The 14,758-nt window shown below is 66.7% G+C and carries 19 protein-coding genes; 9 read left to right on the forward strand and 10 right to left on the reverse strand.

Annotation, left to right across the window (positions count from 1 at the left end; genetic code table 11):
* Window positions 1–24 precede the first annotated feature (24 nt).
* Both LZ586_RS18315 and LZ586_RS14620 read left to right on the forward strand, forming a co-directional pair.
* Window positions 25–330 (forward strand): ribosomal protein L7/L12, encoded by a 306-nt coding sequence (locus LZ586_RS18315; RefSeq protein ID WP_413777296.1) that lies wholly within the window; start codon window positions 25–27, stop codon window positions 328–330.
* A 111-nt stretch (window positions 331–441) separates the two neighbouring features.
* Window positions 442–873 (forward strand): NIPSNAP family protein, encoded by a 432-nt coding sequence (locus LZ586_RS14620; RefSeq protein ID WP_235077009.1) that lies wholly within the window; start codon window positions 442–444, stop codon window positions 871–873.
* 66 nt (window positions 874–939) lie between these two features.
* Here LZ586_RS14620 and rpsD read toward each other — a convergent pair whose 3' ends face one another.
* Complete coding sequence (gene rpsD / locus LZ586_RS14625) at window positions 940–1,554, reverse strand: 30S ribosomal protein S4 (RefSeq protein ID WP_235077010.1); 615 nt, start codon at window positions 1,552–1,554, stop codon at window positions 940–942.
* A 177-nt stretch (window positions 1,555–1,731) separates the two neighbouring features.
* On the opposite strand from rpsD, the gene LZ586_RS14630 reads away from it, so the two are divergent.
* Window positions 1,732–2,037 carry a chorismate mutase gene (locus tag LZ586_RS14630; protein ID WP_235077011.1) on the forward strand — a complete coding sequence of 102 codons (306 nt, stop codon included), beginning with the start codon at window positions 1,732–1,734 and terminating at the stop codon, window positions 2,035–2,037.
* A gap of 15 nt (window positions 2,038–2,052) precedes the next feature.
* Here the strand turns inward: LZ586_RS14630 and LZ586_RS14635 are convergent, their stop codons facing one another.
* From LZ586_RS14635 to rpiB, 4 genes are read right to left on the reverse strand one after another with little or no spacing between them, the layout of a single operon-like run.
* Complete coding sequence (locus tag LZ586_RS14635; RefSeq protein WP_235077012.1) at window positions 2,053–2,769, reverse strand: RNA methyltransferase; 717 nt, start codon at window positions 2,767–2,769, stop codon at window positions 2,053–2,055.
* On the reverse strand, window positions 2,766–3,227 hold the full coding sequence (nrdR, locus tag LZ586_RS14640) for a transcriptional regulator NrdR (RefSeq protein WP_235077013.1): 462 nt from the start codon (window positions 3,225–3,227) through the stop codon (window positions 2,766–2,768). Before nrdR ends, LZ586_RS14635 begins: the two co-directional genes overlap by 4 nt.
* Window positions 3,227–4,537, reverse strand: coding sequence for a serine hydroxymethyltransferase (glyA, locus tag LZ586_RS14645; RefSeq protein ID WP_235077014.1), 1,311 nt, complete (start codon window positions 4,535–4,537; stop codon window positions 3,227–3,229). The genes nrdR and glyA overlap by 1 nt, the downstream gene beginning before the upstream one ends.
* A gap of 2 nt (window positions 4,538–4,539) precedes the next feature.
* Window positions 4,540–4,986 carry a ribose 5-phosphate isomerase B gene (rpiB, locus tag LZ586_RS14650; RefSeq protein WP_235077015.1) on the reverse strand — a complete coding sequence of 149 codons (447 nt, stop codon included), beginning with the start codon at window positions 4,984–4,986 and terminating at the stop codon, window positions 4,540–4,542.
* A gap of 49 nt (window positions 4,987–5,035) precedes the next feature.
* Between rpiB and LZ586_RS14655 the strand changes: the two genes are divergently transcribed.
* The 3 genes from LZ586_RS14655 (at window position 5,036) to LZ586_RS14665 (ending at window position 7,339) form a co-directional block, all read left to right on the forward strand.
* Window positions 5,036–5,317 carry a hypothetical protein gene (locus tag LZ586_RS14655; protein WP_235077016.1) on the forward strand — a complete coding sequence of 94 codons (282 nt, stop codon included), beginning with the start codon at window positions 5,036–5,038 and terminating at the stop codon, window positions 5,315–5,317.
* A gap of 118 nt (window positions 5,318–5,435) precedes the next feature.
* A complete protein-coding gene (locus tag LZ586_RS14660; RefSeq protein ID WP_235077017.1) occupies window positions 5,436–6,680 on the forward strand; it encodes a DUF3419 family protein in 1,245 nt (414 codons plus the stop codon).
* The gene (locus LZ586_RS14665) at window positions 6,677–7,339 is read left to right on the forward strand and encodes a class I SAM-dependent methyltransferase (RefSeq protein WP_235077018.1); all 663 of its coding nucleotides are present in this window, start codon (window positions 6,677–6,679) and stop codon (window positions 7,337–7,339) included. Before LZ586_RS14660 ends, LZ586_RS14665 begins: the two co-directional genes overlap by 4 nt.
* A gap of 15 nt (window positions 7,340–7,354) precedes the next feature.
* Here the strand turns inward: LZ586_RS14665 and LZ586_RS14670 are convergent, their stop codons facing one another.
* Both LZ586_RS14670 and hemA read right to left on the reverse strand, forming a co-directional pair.
* Window positions 7,355–7,789 (reverse strand): DUF695 domain-containing protein, encoded by a 435-nt coding sequence (locus tag LZ586_RS14670; protein ID WP_235077019.1) that lies wholly within the window; start codon window positions 7,787–7,789, stop codon window positions 7,355–7,357.
* The gene (gene hemA, locus LZ586_RS14675) at window positions 7,786–9,030 is read right to left on the reverse strand and encodes a 5-aminolevulinate synthase (protein WP_319937994.1); all 1,245 of its coding nucleotides are present in this window, start codon (window positions 9,028–9,030) and stop codon (window positions 7,786–7,788) included. Before hemA ends, LZ586_RS14670 begins: the two co-directional genes overlap by 4 nt.
* Window positions 9,031–9,277: 247 nt before the next feature.
* Here hemA and LZ586_RS14680 point away from each other — a divergent pair, with 247 nt between their 5' ends.
* Window positions 9,278–9,439: a hypothetical protein gene (locus tag LZ586_RS14680; RefSeq protein ID WP_235077020.1), complete on the forward strand. Its 162-nt coding sequence runs from the start codon at window positions 9,278–9,280 to the stop codon at window positions 9,437–9,439.
* Here the strand turns inward: LZ586_RS14680 and murI are convergent.
* A complete protein-coding gene (gene murI, locus LZ586_RS14685) occupies window positions 9,436–10,233 on the reverse strand; it encodes a glutamate racemase (protein WP_235077021.1) in 798 nt (265 codons plus the stop codon). The two genes, LZ586_RS14680 and murI, sit on opposite strands and share 4 nt — an antisense overlap.
* A 127-nt stretch (window positions 10,234–10,360) precedes the next feature.
* Between murI and plsY the strand changes: the two genes are divergently transcribed.
* Together plsY and dprA are read left to right on the forward strand one after the other, a co-directional pair.
* The gene (gene plsY, locus LZ586_RS14690; RefSeq protein WP_235077022.1) at window positions 10,361–10,972 is read left to right on the forward strand and encodes a glycerol-3-phosphate 1-O-acyltransferase PlsY; all 612 of its coding nucleotides are present in this window, start codon (window positions 10,361–10,363) and stop codon (window positions 10,970–10,972) included.
* Complete coding sequence (gene dprA / locus LZ586_RS14695) at window positions 10,965–12,044, forward strand: DNA-processing protein DprA (RefSeq protein WP_235077023.1); 1,080 nt, start codon at window positions 10,965–10,967, stop codon at window positions 12,042–12,044. Before plsY ends, dprA begins: the two co-directional genes overlap by 8 nt.
* Window positions 12,045–12,048: 4 nt before the next feature.
* Here the strand turns inward: dprA and LZ586_RS14700 are convergent, their stop codons facing one another.
* Both LZ586_RS14700 and LZ586_RS14705 read right to left on the reverse strand, forming a co-directional pair.
* Window positions 12,049–13,596, reverse strand: coding sequence for a DUF4403 family protein (locus tag LZ586_RS14700; RefSeq protein WP_235077024.1), 1,548 nt, complete (start codon window positions 13,594–13,596; stop codon window positions 12,049–12,051).
* 104 nt (window positions 13,597–13,700) lie between these two features.
* Window positions 13,701–14,726, reverse strand: a complete 1,026-nt coding sequence (locus LZ586_RS14705) for an alpha/beta hydrolase (RefSeq protein WP_235077025.1) — start codon at window positions 14,724–14,726, stop codon at window positions 13,701–13,703.
* Window positions 14,727–14,758: the final 32 nt, after the last annotated feature.

Below are 14,758 nucleotides of genomic sequence, written 5' to 3' on the forward strand. Positions count from 1 at the left end.
ATCCAATCGAACGCAGGAGCAGCGATGTTCGTCCCCGTTCCAATCGTGATTGTCCTGGGCCTCATCTTTTTCGCCATGGCAGCGCAAATCATCCGCGGGTCACGCAAGCGCGATCCGCTGCTCGGTGGGCCGCCGAGAGCATTCGGTCCACGACCGGTGTCGGTCCGCCAACCATCGTCACTTACACCCCCCGCGACATTACCCCCTAAGATCGAGTCAGAGGTCCGCGCGCTGCTCGAAGCCGGAGGTAAGATCGAAGCGATAAAACTTGTCCGTGACTCAACGCGCCTCGGGTTGAAGGAAGCCAAGGATCTGGTCGAGGCGCTTTAGCAGGACTGGGCGTCAGCTGCCTTGCGATCCTCTGCTTAAACATGTCGAAACAGGGACTGAGCCACCTATCGGCTCGCCGATGATGCCGCGCCAACTTCTCGGGAGAATCCGATGCGCTCTGCCCTGTATGCCTGCCTTGCCCTGACTACAGTCGCCGTGCCCGCGGTGGGCCAGCAGGCTGCGCTCGATCCGCAGACCGCGATCTACGAACTGCGCATCTACTATCCCGCGCCGGGCAAGCTCGCGGCACTCAACGCTCGGTTCCGGGAGCATACGCTGGGGCTCTTCGCCAGGCATGGCATGCGCAACGTGGCCTATTGGAACGAGCAATCGAGCAAGGAAAATTCCGAGGGAAGGATCGTCTATGTCCTGGCCTATCCCAGCCGCGCAGCGCGCGACGCCAGTTGGACGGCGTTCGGCGCGGATCCAGAGTGGCGCGAGGTGGTCGCCACCTCCGAAGCGGGCGGCAAGCTGGTGACCAGGGTGGACAGCATCTTCATGACGCTGGCCGATTATTCGCCAGCCCTGGCACCCCGGCGCTGAAGGCCTGGATACAAAAAGGGCGGCCCCGCGGGACCGCCCTTTGCTGTTTCGGCTGAAGCCCGGGACTTAGCGCGAGTAGAACTCGACGACCAGGTTCGGCTCCATCTTCACCGGATAGGGAACCTCGTCGAGGGTCGGTACGCGGTTGAAGGTGATCTTTGCGGCGCCGTCGGGTGCCACATATTCGGGAACGTCGCGCTCGGACAGGGCCTGGGCTTCCATCACCAGCGCCATTTCCTGCGCCTTGGACGAGAGCGAGACGGTCTGGCCGGGCTTGATGCGGCGCGAACCGATGTTGCACTTCTCGCCGTCGACCTGGACGTGGCCGTGGTTGACGAGCTGGCGAGCCGACCAGATCGTCGGCGCGAACTTGGCGCGGTAGACGATCATGTCGAGGCGCTGCTCGAGCAGGCCGATCAGGTTCTGACCGGTATCGCCCTTCAGGCGCGACGCCTCTTCATAGGTCTTCTTGAACTGCTTCTCGGTGATGTCGCCGTAATAGCCCTTGAGCTTCTGCTTGGCGCGCAGCTGGATGCCGAAATCCGACATCTTGCCCTTGCGGCGCTGGCCGTGCTGGCCCGGGCCGTATTCGCGCTTGTTGACCGGGCTCTTGGGCCGGCCCCAGATGTTCTCGCCGAGACGGCGGTCGAGCTTGTGCTTGGCGCTGTGGCGCTTCGACATGATATTTCCTTGGCAAATGCTAACGACGTTGTTCCCGGTATCGCCTGCTGGTCTCACGAGGAGGGCAGGGCCACCGCTTCACCGGGGTGCGGGGCCAATGCGAAGGGGTGGCGGTTAGCGGCGGCGGGGTTCCGAGTCAAGCTGGACACCGCCAATGGCCCGCGCCATGGAGCGGCGATGCACGACATCCGCGATCCCGAAGCCTGCCAGACGATGACCGAAGTCCGCGCCGGGGTCGACGCGGTCGACCGCGCGCTCGTCGCGCTGCTCCACCGCCGCTTCGGCTATATGGACGCGGCATCGCGGATCAAGCCCGAGCGCGATCTGGTCCGCGACGAGGACCGCAAGGCACAGGTGATCGCGAACGCAGTGGCGGAAGCGGCCAAGGCCGGATTGCCCGAGGCCGCCATCGCCGAAATGTGGGAGCGGCTGGTGGAAGCCTCGATCGCCTATGAGCTCGAGGCGTTCGACCGGCGCCGCTGAGCGCCGCCGCGCGCTTCAGCTACGGCGCGGCTTCTTGCCTTCCAGCGCGGAAAGCACGCCGCGGAAGGTGCGCAGTTCCTGCGACGACCAGCCCGGCTTGGTAAGCAAGGTGCGCAGCGTCCGGCGGTTCGCGGGGACGCGGTCCGGCGGGAAGTAATAGCCGGTATCGGCCAGCATCGTTTCGAGCTGGGCAAGCATGCCTTCGAGATCTTCCTGCGAGCCCGGCGGATCGAGGTCGACCAGCGGCGGACTTTCCAGCGCGGCGCCCTTGGACCATTCATAGGCGACCAGGATCACCGCCTGGGCGAGGTTGAGCGAGCCGAATTCGGGGTTGATCGGCACGGTGATGATCGTGCGGGCGAGGGCGACGTCATCGGTCTCGAGCCCCGAACGCTCGGGCCCGAACAGGATCGCCGCGCGGCCCTGGGCGCCACGAATGTCGCGCGCGGCGACTTCGGGGGTGACCACCGGCTTGGTGACGCCGCGCTTGCGGACGGTGGTGGCGTAGACATGCGAGCAATCGGCCACCGCGTCCGCGACGGTTTCAAAGACCCGCGCATTTTCCAGCACGATGTCCGCGCCGCTGGCGGCAGGGCCGGCGCTGGGATTGGGCCATCCGTCGCGCGGGCTTACCAGCCGCATCTCGGTCAGGCCGAAGTTCAGCATGGCGCGCGCGGCCTTGCCGATATTCTCGCCCAGCTGCGGGCGGACCAGGACGATGACCGGGTTCATGCCTTGCCCGCCTCGGTCACGTTGCCGGCGAACTCCTCGAAATCCTTGGCCTCGCGGAAATCCTTATAGACGCTGGCGAAGCGGATATAAGCGACGGAATCGAGGCCCTTGAGCCCGTCCATGACCATCGCGCCGATCCGCTGCGAGGGGATATCGGCGTCGCCCAGCGTCTCGAGCTGGCGCTGGATGCCCGACACCAGTTTCTCGATCTGCACGGCGGTGATCGGCCGCTTGCGGCAGGCGGTGGACACCGAGCGCAGCAATTTGTCGCGCTCGAACGGCTCGCGCCGCTCGCCGCTCTTAAGCACGGTCAAGTCGCGCAGCTGGATGCGCTCGAACGTAGTGAAGCGCGCGGCGCACGCCTCGCACTGCCGCCGCCGCCGGATCGCCGCCCCGTCTTCGGTGGGGCGGCTGTCCTTTACCTGGCTGTCTTCATTGGCGCAGAACGGGCAGCGCATTACATTCCCGGATAGATCGGGAAGCGCTTGCACAGGGTGCGGACGCGGGCCTTGACGTCGGCTTCCACTGCGGCGTCGCCGGCCTCGCCCTTGGTACGCAGGCCGTCGAGCACATCGGCGACCAGATTGCCGATCTCGCGGAACTCGCCGGTGCCGAAGCCGCGGGTGGTGCCGGCGGGCGAGCCGACGCGGATGCCGCTGGTCTTGACCGGCGGCAGCGGATCGTTGGGGATGCCGTTCTTGTTGCAGGTGATGCCTGCACGCTCCAGCGCCTCGTCGGCATCGCGGCCGGTGACGCCGAGCGGAGTGAGATCGACCAGCGCGAGATGCGTGTCGGTGCCGCCTGAAACCAGGTTCGCGCCGCGCTCCTTCAGCGTCGCGGCGAGCACCTTGGCGTTTTCGACCACGGCGGCGGCATAGGATTTGAAATCGGGCTGCAGGGCCTCGCCGAACGCGACGGCCTTGGCGGCGATCACGTGCATCAGCGGGCCACCCTGGAGGCCGGGGAAGACGGCGCTGTTGATCTTCTTCGCGATCGCCTCATCGTCGGTCAGGATCATGCCGCCGCGCGGGCCGCGCAGGGTCTTGTGGGTGGTGGTGGTCACGACATGGGCATGACCAAAGGGCGTGGGGTGGACTCCGCCCGCGACCAGGCCGGCGAAATGCGCCATGTCGACCATGAAGATCGCGCCGACTTCATCGGCGATCGCGCGGAACCTGGCGAAGTCGATGTGGCGCGGATAGGCCGAGCCGCCGGCGATGATCAGCTTGGGCTGGTGCTCCTTGGCCTTGGCCAGAACCTCGTCGAAGTCGATCAGATGCGTTTCGGGGTTCACGCCATATTGCACGGCATTGAACCACTTGCCGCTCATCGCCGCGCGGGCGCCGTGGGTCAGGTGGCCGCCGGCATCGAGGCTGAGGCCCAGGATCGTGTCGCCGGGCTTGGTCAGCGCGAGCATCACCGCGCCATTGGCCTGCGCCCCCGAATGCGGCTGGACGTTGGCGAATTCGCAGCCGAACAGCTGCTTGGCGCGGTCGATCGCCAACTGCTCGACTTCGTCCGAGGGGTGGCAGCCCTGGTAATAGCGCTTGCCGGGATAGCCCTCGGCGTATTTGTTGGTGAAGACGCTGCCCTGCGCTTCGAGCACTGCCTTGGAGACGATGTTCTCCGACGCGATCAGCTCGATCTGATACTGCTCGCGCTCGAGCTCGTGGCAGACGCCGGCGAACACGGCCGGGTCGACATCGGCGAGCGACTTGGTGAAGAAACCTTCGGGCTGGAGCCCTGCCGTTTGCGGGTTGGTGCTCATGGTCAGGCTCCTTGCGGGTTGCTCAGCTTCTCGACGCGGCGCTGGTGGCGGTCGCCGAGAAAGTCGGTGGACAGGAAAGCGGCGATGCACGCCTTGGCCATCTCGATCCCGGTCAGCCGGGCGCCGAGGGCGATGACGTTGGCGTCGTTGTGCTGGCGAGCGAGCGATGCGGACAGCGGCTCCGACACCAGCGCGCAGCGCGCGGCGGGGTTGCGGTTGACCGCGATCGAAATGCCGATCCCCGATCCGCACAGCGCCACGCCGAAATCGGCCTCGCCGGCTTCGATCGTGCGCGCCAGGGCATAGCCATAATCGGGATAATCGACGCTGTCGGTGCCGTCGGGGCCGAGATCGGCCACCGTCCATGCTTCGTTACGCAACCATTCCGCGAGTTCTGCCTTCATGGCAAAGGCGGCATGGTCCGAGGCGATGGCGATGCGGCGCGACATGCGCGCGCTCCTACGCCGGAGTGGCCGCCATGGCTAGTTGGAGAGATACATGCGCAGACAGATTTTCGCCCTCGCCCCCGCGTTGCTGATCCTTGGGGCATGCTCGCAGTCGTCCGACGACAATCTGCAGAACTCGCTCGATAAGGCCGGTGACGCGATCGAGAACGTCGCGTCGGACGCCAGCGACGTGGCCCAGAATGCCGCCGCGGACGCCGGCGCCGCGATCGGCAATGTTGCCGACGACGCCGGCGATGAGATCGGCAATGCCGCGGACGATGTCGGTGAGCGTGCCGACCGTGTTGGCCACGCGGTGGAGAACGAGACCCGCTGAGCGATCCGGCGCGGCGACGCCGATTTGTAAACGGGACGACGCTGCACCGTCATACCCCGCCGTTAGGGACGGCTTCCAGGCGCTCCGGTGCTTGGAAGCGCCCCTTGCGAGGGATCAAATGGGTATTGCGGCCAAGTCACCCAAGAACGGCGCCGTTCGCGGCGCAGTGCACCGGCACGAGCATCTGAGCAGGGAGGGGTTGCTCGAGCGGGCCTTCACCTTCGCGTTTCGCGGCCTGGTCTATGCGCAGATCTGGGAAGACCCCGACATCGACATGGAGGCGCTGGTGATCACGCCGGACAGCCATGTCGTGGCCATCGCCTCGGGCGGGTGCAACGTCTTCTCCTACCTCACCGCCAATCCCAAGGCGATCACTGCGGTGGACCTCAATCCCGCGCATGTCGCACTGAACAAACTGAAGCGGGCGGCAGCGCTGCACCTGCCTGATCAGCAGGCGTTCCACCGCTTCTTCGGGCAGGCGGACAAAGCCGAAAACACGCAGGCGTATTGGACGCATATTCGCCCGCATCTCGACGATGCCACCCGCACCTATTGGGAGCATCGCTCCGCCACTGGCGTGCGCCGGATCGAGGGGTTCACGACCGGCTTCTACAAGCAGGGCGTGCTCGGCAAGCTGATCGGCTTCGTGCACTGGCTTGCGCGCCGCTACGGCGTCGATCCCCAGGAGATATTGCAGGCACGCAGCATCGAGGAGCAGCAGGCGATCTTCGAGGCGAAGCTGGCACCGATCTTCGACAAGAAGTTCCTGCGCTGGCTGGTGGACCAGCCCGCCGCCCTGTTCGGCTTCGGCATCCCGCCGGCGCAGTACGACCTGCTCAAGGCAGACGACCAGGCCGGGATCACCGGCGCGCTCAAGAGCCGGTTGCGCAAGCTAGCCTGCGACTTCGACGTGAAGGACAATTATTACGCGTGGCAGGCGTTCGGGCGCGGCTATGGCCAGGGGCCGGAGGCGCCGCTGCCGCCCTATCTGCAGGCGAAGCATTTTGACGCGGTGCGCGACCGGGCAGCGCGGGTCGAGGTGCGGCACCAGAACATGTCCGAGTATCTCGAATCGATGCCGGCCCAGTCGCTTGACCGCTATGTCCTGCTCGATGCGCAGGACTGGATGACCGATGCGCAGCTGACTCGGCTGTGGACGGCGATCACCCGCACCGCCAAGCCGGGCGCGCGCGTGCTCTATCGCACCGCGGCCGCGCCCGACGTGGTACAGGGACACATCCCCGACACCCTGCTTGGCCAGTGGGACTATGCGCCCCAGGCGCTGCGCGACGATTGGACGCGGCGGGATCGTTCGGCGGTATATGGCGCGACTCATCTCTGGACGCTGAAGCCGCACGCATGAGCGGCATGGAGGCGGTGAGCGACCAGAAGCGGCTGATGGACGCCACCTATGGCTTCCACCGCCACATCTACGACTTCACCCGCAAGTTCTATTTGTTCGGACGCGACCGGCTGATCCGCCAGCTTGCCCCGCCGCCGGGCGGCACGGTGCTGGAAGTCGGCTGCGGCACGGCCCGCAACCTGATCGTCGCGGCGAAGCGCTGGCCCGAGGCGCGCTTCTTCGGCTTCGACATTAGCGAGGCGATGTTGGAGACCGCGCGCGCTTCAGTTGCACGGCATGGACTCGCCGGTCGGATTACGCTGGCGCATGGCGATGCGGGGAAGTTCGACACCGCCGCGCTGTTCGGGCTGGCGCAAGTCGACCGCGTCTTCATGAGCTACACCTTGTCGATGATCCCGCCCTGGATCGCGGCGCTCGAGCAGGGCGCCGGTGTGCTGGCGCCAGGCGGCAGCCTGCACGTCGTCGACTTCGGCCAGTATGAGCGCCTGCCGGCACTGGCCCGGCGGCTGCACTTCAAGTCGTTGAACGACTTCCACGTCTATCCGCGCGGCGAGCTGCCGGCGGTGCTGGACCGGATAGCCGCGGCGGACGGGCTCCGGGCCGACGTCACGCCGCTGCTGCGCGGCTATGCCTGGAGTGGGGTGTTGCGGAAACCGTGAAGGCGGCGCCGAGCTTCAGGCCGGGTCCGGCAGCAATTCGAAATATCCGCTCCAGTCCGGATCCTCGAAGGTCGTGAACTCCAGCGGGTATTGCGGCGCCCCGGCCAGCGCTTCGTTGAGCCCGTCCTGGAAACGCTCGAAATCCTGCGTGTAGATGCGCCATTCGCGTGCGCCGCTGGCAGTGATCACGGCGACGCCCGTACCCCAGCCATCATGCTCCATTGCCGTGAACAGCTGTTCTTCCAAAGACGCCATGTCCGTCAGCAAGTCTTCGTCCGGAAACGCTCCGGCCTCGCCTTCATAGGCCCAGCGGATCACCACGAGATTGGGACTCTCCTCCCGCTCGTCTTCGCTCGGCCGGCGCGCGCGGACCCGGACCACCAGCGGGGTGTCGCGCCCAGAGCTTGTCAGGAACAGCCAGGCGTTAGCATCGGGATCGCGATCGATCATGCCGCCAGGCGCAGTTCCAGCCGGCCCCAGATCTCGACCAGCGCGTCGACCAGCTCGTGCATCATCGCATCGTCATGCGCCGGGCCGGGAGTGAAGCGCAGACGCTCGGTGCCGCGCGGTACGGTCGGGTAGTTGATCGGCTGGACGTACACGCCGTATTCGGCGAGCAGCACGTCGCTGATCTTCTTGGCCTTGACCGGATCGCCGACCATCAGCGGCACGATATGCGTCGTGGATGGCAGGACGGGAAGTCCTGCATCCGCCATCATCGCCTTCAGCCGCGCCGCGGCGGCTTGCTGGCCGTCGCGCTCGGCGCTTGAGCTCTTGAGGTGCTTCACGCTCGCCAGCGCGCCGGCGACCAGCACGGGCGACAGCGACGTGGTGAAGATGAAGCCCGGGGCATAAGAGCGGATCACGTCGATGATCACCTGATCGGCGGTGATGTAGCCGCCCATCACGCCGAATGCCTTGCCCAGCGTCCCCTCTATGATCGTCAGCCGGTGCGCCAGGCCTTCGCGTTCGGAGATGCCGCCGCCGCGTGCGCCGTACATGCCGACCGCGTGGACCTCATCGAGATAGGTGAGCGCGTTGTACTTGTCCGCCAGGTCGCAGATCTCGGCGATCGGCGCGATGTCGGCGTCCATCGAATAGACGCTTTCGAACGCGATCAGCTTGGGAATGCCGGGATCGTCGGCGGCGAGCAGCTCTTCGAGATGGGCGAGGTCGTTGTGGCGGAATACGCGCTTCTCGCAGCCCGAGTTGCGGATGCCGGCAATCATCGACGCGTGGTTGAGCTCGTCCGAATAGATGATGCAGCCCGGCATGATCTTGGCGAGCGTCGACAGCGTCGCCTCGTTTGAGACATAGCCGCTGGTGAACAGCAGCGCGCCTTCCTTGCCGTGCAGGTCGGCGAGCTCGTGCTCGAGCTCGATATGGTAATGGGTGTTGCCGCCGATGTTGCGGGTGCCGCCAGAGCCCGCGCCGACATCATGGAGCGCTTCCTCCATCGCGGCGATGACCTTGGGATGCTGGCCCATGGCGAGATAGTCGTTCGAGCACCACACGGTGATCGGCTTGGGCCCGTTATGGCCGGCAAAGCAGCGCGCGTTCGGGAACATGCCCTTGTTGCGCAGGATGTCGATGAACACCCGGTAGCGCCCTTCGGCATGCAGTCGGTCGATCGCCTGATTGAAGACCCGCGAATAATCCACGGCGGGCGCGGCGCTGTCAGTGCTGTGCATGGCAGGGGGCAGTACGCCCAAAGTCGGGGATTTTCCAGCACTATGGAACAGCGATTATGCGCGCTGCCGTGATCGCGCCGCCCGGCGAGACCCGCATCCGCCAATCGTTGGCATGGTCCGCCCAAGTTGATGTTGGTTGGGACTCAAGTCGGGAAAAATGGTATGAAAGTCCCATCGCGAGCCACCTCCGAGTCGAGGAAGCTTGCGGCGGAAAGTTGTCGTGCCCCCGCTTGAATGGAGCGCCGCCATGAACAGTCGTGACTTCGACTATTACACGCGCCGTGAGCGCGAGGAACGTCTTCGCGGTGAATGCGCTAACGGCACGATCGCGCGCCGCCTCCATCTGGAAATGGCAGAGCGCTATGCAGCGATGCTGCGCAACTTGGTGACCCTGCCGACGGCCGCCTAAAGCGACTCGACCTCGGTCAGTCCAAAGCGGATCAGTGCTGGCGCCAAGGCGTCGGTGCGATCGCTGCGTTGCGTGAACACGGCACGGCCCGGAGCGGGCTGGTCCGGCCAGTTCTGCCCCTGCGTAAGATATTGGACGCGGCGGGCGATGCCCGGCCCGCCATCCACGAAGCCTACGGAACGCGGCGCGGCGTCGGCAAGCGCATCCTCCAGCAACGGGAAATGGGTGCAGGCGTTGACGATCATGTCGAGCCGATCGCCGCCCGGCTGTTCGAACAGGCCATCGAGTTCGGCGCGTAGCTGCGCCGGGTCGGGAGCCTCGCCCCCCAGCATCGCTTCGGCGATCGTCACCAACGCCGCGGAGCCATAGCGCAGCACCGTGCAATCGGCGGCGAAGCGGCGGGCGAGATCGTCGACATAGGGCTGGCGCACCGTCGCTTCGGTTCCAAGCACGCCGATTACGCGCGTGCGGCTGCGTTCGGCGGCGGGCTTGATCGCGGGCACGGTCCCGACGATCGGCACGTCGAGCGCCGCACGGACATGCTCAAGCGCGATGGTCGAGGCGGTGTTGCACGCGATCACGATCAGCCGGGGATCATAGCGCTCGGCCAGTCGCCCGAGCAACGCCGGGACCCGCGCCGCGATCTCCGCCTCGCTGCGCGTCCCGTAGGGGAAACCGGCGGAGTCGGCGACATAGACCATGGACGCGTGAGGCAGCAGCCTGGCGGTCGGTGCCAGGACCGACAGCCCGCCCATGCCGGAGTCGAAGAACAGGATCGGGCGCGTGTCTTGCATCGCTGGGAAATGACCACCGTGCCCACCGGCGTCAACCGTGCGGGAGCGGGGCGAACTCCGTCTGCGCCCGATTGCGCCACGTCATTGCGCAGCCGGCCGTATCGACTATGTTCCGCTGCAAAGGGGGATGACGGTGTTCACGCAAGTTCCATGGGCAGCGCCGGCGATTGCGATCGTGCTGGGGTATCTGCTCGGTTCGATCCCGTTCGGGGTGTTGCTGACGCGCTGGTTCGGCGCGGGCGACCTGCGCGCCATCGGATCGGGCAATATCGGCGCGACCAACGTGCTGCGCACCGGACGCAAGGGACTGGCGGCGGCGACGCTGCTGCTCGATCTCGGCAAGGGCGCAGCGGCAGTGCTGATCGCCGAGGCACTGTTTCCCGGCACCGGCCCGCTCGCCGGGATGGGCGCGTTTCTTGGCCATTGCTACCCGGTCTGGCTCAAGTTCCGCGGGGGGAAGGGTGTCGCGACTTTGATGGGCATCGTCGTCGCGCTGCACTGGCCGTCGGGGCTGGTCTACGCGGCGGTGTGGCTCGGGCTGCTGGCGGCGCTGCGCATCTCTTCGCTGGCCGGGATGACGGCGGCGATCAGCGCGCCGGTCAGCGCCGCCTATTGGGGGCGGATCGACCTGGTGCTGCTGCTGCTCGGCCTCGCGCTGATCGTGCTGTGGAAGCATCGCGACAATGTCGATCGGCTGCTGAGCGGCACTGAACCGCGCATCGGCAAGAAGCGTGGCTGACTCGCGGGCGCCGCGCCTCAGGCTGCTGCGCTCCGCGAATATCGGCCCTGTTACCTACCGCCAGCTGCTCGCCAGGTTCGGCACCGCCGAAGCCGCGCTCGAGGCGGTGCCGATGCTCGCCGCCCGCGCTGGAGGCAGGGCACCCGTCCTCGCCGATCCGGCACGGATCACGCGCGAGATCGCCGCAGTCGAGCGGCTCGGCGCCCGCTATCTCTTCCTTGAGGATGCGGAGTATCCGCCGCTGCTCGCCGCGATCGAAAGCGCGCCGCCCGCGCTGATCGTCCGCGGCGACCACGCTCTGGCGTTGCGGCCCTGCGTGGCGATGGTGGGTGCCCGCAATGCTTCCGCCGCCGCGTGCCGCTTCGCGCGCGAACTGGCGTTCCGGCTTGGCGAGGCGGGGGTCACCGTGGTCTCGGGGCTGGCGCGCGGGATCGACACCGCAGCCCATCGCGGGGCGATCGGCGGCGGCACGGTGGGGGTGATCGCCAGCGGCATCGACATCGCCTTCCCGCCGGAGAACGCCGAGCTTCAGGAACAGGTCGCCCGCGAGGGTCTGCTGCTTGCCGAGCAGCCGCCCGGTACCGAACCGCTCGCGCGCTTCTTCCCGTCGCGCAACCGGATCATCGCGGGCTTGGCGCAAGGAACGGTGGTGGTGGAAGCCGCGCCCCGCTCGGGCTCGCTGATCACCGCCCGCCTGGCTGCGGAAGCAGGGCGCGACGTCATGGCGGTGCCGGGATCGCCGCTCGATCCGCGCGCGCAGGGCTGCAATTTGCTGATCCGCGAGGGCGCCACGCTGGTCCAGAGCGTGGACGACATCCTCGAAGCGGTGCGGCCGATCGACGCGAGGGCGGTTCGCGCGCCCGGCGCCGACTTCGCCGGTCCGCCTGCTGCAGATGCCACCGACGCGGAACGCCGTGCCGTGGAAGCGTTGCTGGGACCGGTCCCGGTGGCAGTCGACGAACTCATCCGCCAGTCGGGTCTGGTTCCGGCCGCGGTGCAGACGGTGCTGCTGGAGCTGGAGCTTGCCGGCCGGCTCGACCGGCATGCGGGCGCGCGGGTCAGCCTCGTCTAGATCGTCACTTTCTTTGGCCGGGGGTGCGCGGGGCGCCCGGCACATAGGTCACGCGGGCCGATCCATCGGCCCAGACCGGCAGGTACAATCCCTGCCCGCCTACCTTGAGGACGCCGGTCCGAACCTGGCCGATGTCGGCGCGGATCACGAAGTCGCCTGCGCGCTTCTCCACGATCGCACGCTCCACCTTGGCCAGCAGTTCCTGGAAATCCTTGGTGAAGTTCTGTGTCAGCGAATCTGCCACCACGCGTGACACTCCGGGCGTGTTGATCAGCCGCACCAGCAGGTCGCCGCCGACGCCGTCGGTGTCGCCGTCCACCGCCAGCTCCGAGAATCCGACCCGCTGCGAGTTCTCGGCGTTCACCGGCCGCGCGGTGACCCACACCACGCCCCGCGTGCCCTGTTCCTCTCCTTGGCGCCTTGCCGCCAGGGCGATGCCCAGCGCGATCCGTCCGCCTTTGGTGGCGTAGCCGGTCACCTTCTCGAAGCGCGCCGCAACCGCGCCGATGCCCGGTACGTGGAACGGACGCCGCGCGCGCTTGACCAGCGCCCTCAGGATCACCGGTTCGAGCTGCGCGTAATCGGCGGTGACCGGGATGAAGAAGCGCAAACGTTCGCCGCCGGATTCGCGCGTCAGCGGCGGCAAAGGCGTTGCCGGAGAATCCTGCGGGCGCGGGCCGACAAAGGTCTCGGTCATCGCTTGCATGCCGAGCCGGAGCCGCAGCGTGCTCCCCGCCATGCTGTAGCCGCCATAGCTCAGCCGTTGCGGCGTGATCCGCATCCACACCGGGGGATTGTTCTTGTTGAGCTGAAGCGACGTGAAGCTTTGTCCCCAAGCGTCCGCCACCCGTGCGCGGATGTTGAGCTTGGCAATTTCGCGCGGCAGCGTTCGCTCCAGCTCGCGCACGATCGGCTGAAGCCGGGCATCGGCCTGATCGGTGAATGTGATCCGCCGGCCGAGAAAGTCGATCCCCGGCGCGTCGGTCCAGTCATAGGCCAGCCGCACGGTGGCCCGAACGCTCCAATCCTCCATCAGCCTCAGCCGGATGCGGGCATGCGCCATCGCCGATCCTGTCGCGGTCTCGCCCTTCAGCACGCCGCCCACGTCGCGTGCGCTGATCTGCGCGTGAATCGGTACGTCGGCGATGATCTCCTCGCCGCGGCCGCGCAGCCGGATCGGCGCGCGGGTGACCGTGCCGACGATCGTGCAGCCTATCTCCGGCGTGACCTTTATCTTCGCACCGAGCAGCTTGACCCGCGCCGGCGGTACGCAATCCGGCACCGCGCGATCGATCGACCAGAGCGTGCGTGGGATTTCGCGTTCGAGGGCCTGGGACACCACCGCCGTGTTGACGTCCAGGGGCACCGCGATGGCCGAAAACTGGCGTGGCGGCGCGATCGGATCCGTCACGCGTGGTGGCTGCTGGACCTTGTGGCTGCCGATCACGAGGATCAGTGCGATACCCGCCAGCAAGATGGCCGACGCGATCCCGATGATCCACAGCCGCCGGCGCTGGAAAAAACGGCGAGTGAGGGGGTGGGCGCTGGCCAAATGCGAACTCCAGACGAAGGGTCCTAGGCGATACGCCAGACCATCGTCTCGGTTCCGTAACCATCCGCCTGCGCCTTGGCCGGCGCGGGCAGATGGCGGCGCGATCAGGAGAGTGCGTTGGCGATCTTGCCGAGAATGCCGACGCGAAGCGCCTTCTTGAAGTGCGTCGCCACCTTGGTCTGAGCAGCGGCCGCATCCTTCACCACCAGACCCATCCCGAAGAATTCGTGCGTCACGCCTTCATAGCAGGTGTAGCTGGTATCCACGCCGGCCGCTTCCAGGCGCGCTGCCAGGATCTTGCCCTCGGTACGCAGCGGGTCGATCTCAGCGGCGATGATCGTCGTCGGCGGCAGGCCGGCGAGGTTGGCAGACACCAGCTTGATCCGCGGATCCGCAGTCTCGCCTTGATTGTCGAACACATGGCTGACGAACCATTCCATGAACGGCTTGTTGAGCGGCATGGCTTCGGCATTTTCAATGTAGCTGGTGCTGTTCGTGTCGTTGTCCGCGATCGGATAGACCAGCACCTGGGTAACGGGCAGCTGGAAGCCCTCGTCACGCGCCCGGATCGAGACATTGGCCGCCAGGTTGCCGCCGGCGCTTTCGCCCATCACGGCGACGCGGCTTGGATCGCCGTCGAAGCTGGCGGCGTTTTCGACCACCCATTGGTACGCGGCCCAGGCATCCTCATGCGCGGCGGGGAACTTGTGTTCGGGCGCCTGACGGTAATGGCACGACACGAAGATGCAGTCGGTAGCCAGCGCGAGCGCACGCGGCGTCGAATCATAGACGTCCAGATCGGCAATCACCCAGCCGCCGCCGTGAAAATAGACCACCACCGGCTTGGTGCCGGTTTCATTCTGGCGGCCATAAAGGCGCGCCTGGATCTCGCCGCCTGGGCCGGAGATCGTGAAGTCCTTGGTCGCCACACCCAGATCGGCGTCGGGATCGATGCCGCGGTTGCGCATGACCTGCCTGGCGCCATCGGCAGGCGTCGGCTGCTTGCGGGCTTCCGCAGGCGACAATGTCCAGGGCGGGGTCAGTCCCAGCTTCCGGGTTTCGTCCAGCACTTCCTGCATGCTGTGATCCAGGCGCGCAGGTCCGTCCGCATCCCAGCCGAAAAGGGCCATGCGCTTATCTCCGATTGATCTGTGTTGATTGT

The sequence above is a fragment of the Sphingomonas sp. S2-65 genome (genome assembly GCF_021513175.1).
Lineage (GTDB): Bacteria > Pseudomonadota > Alphaproteobacteria > Sphingomonadales > Sphingomonadaceae > Sphingomonas.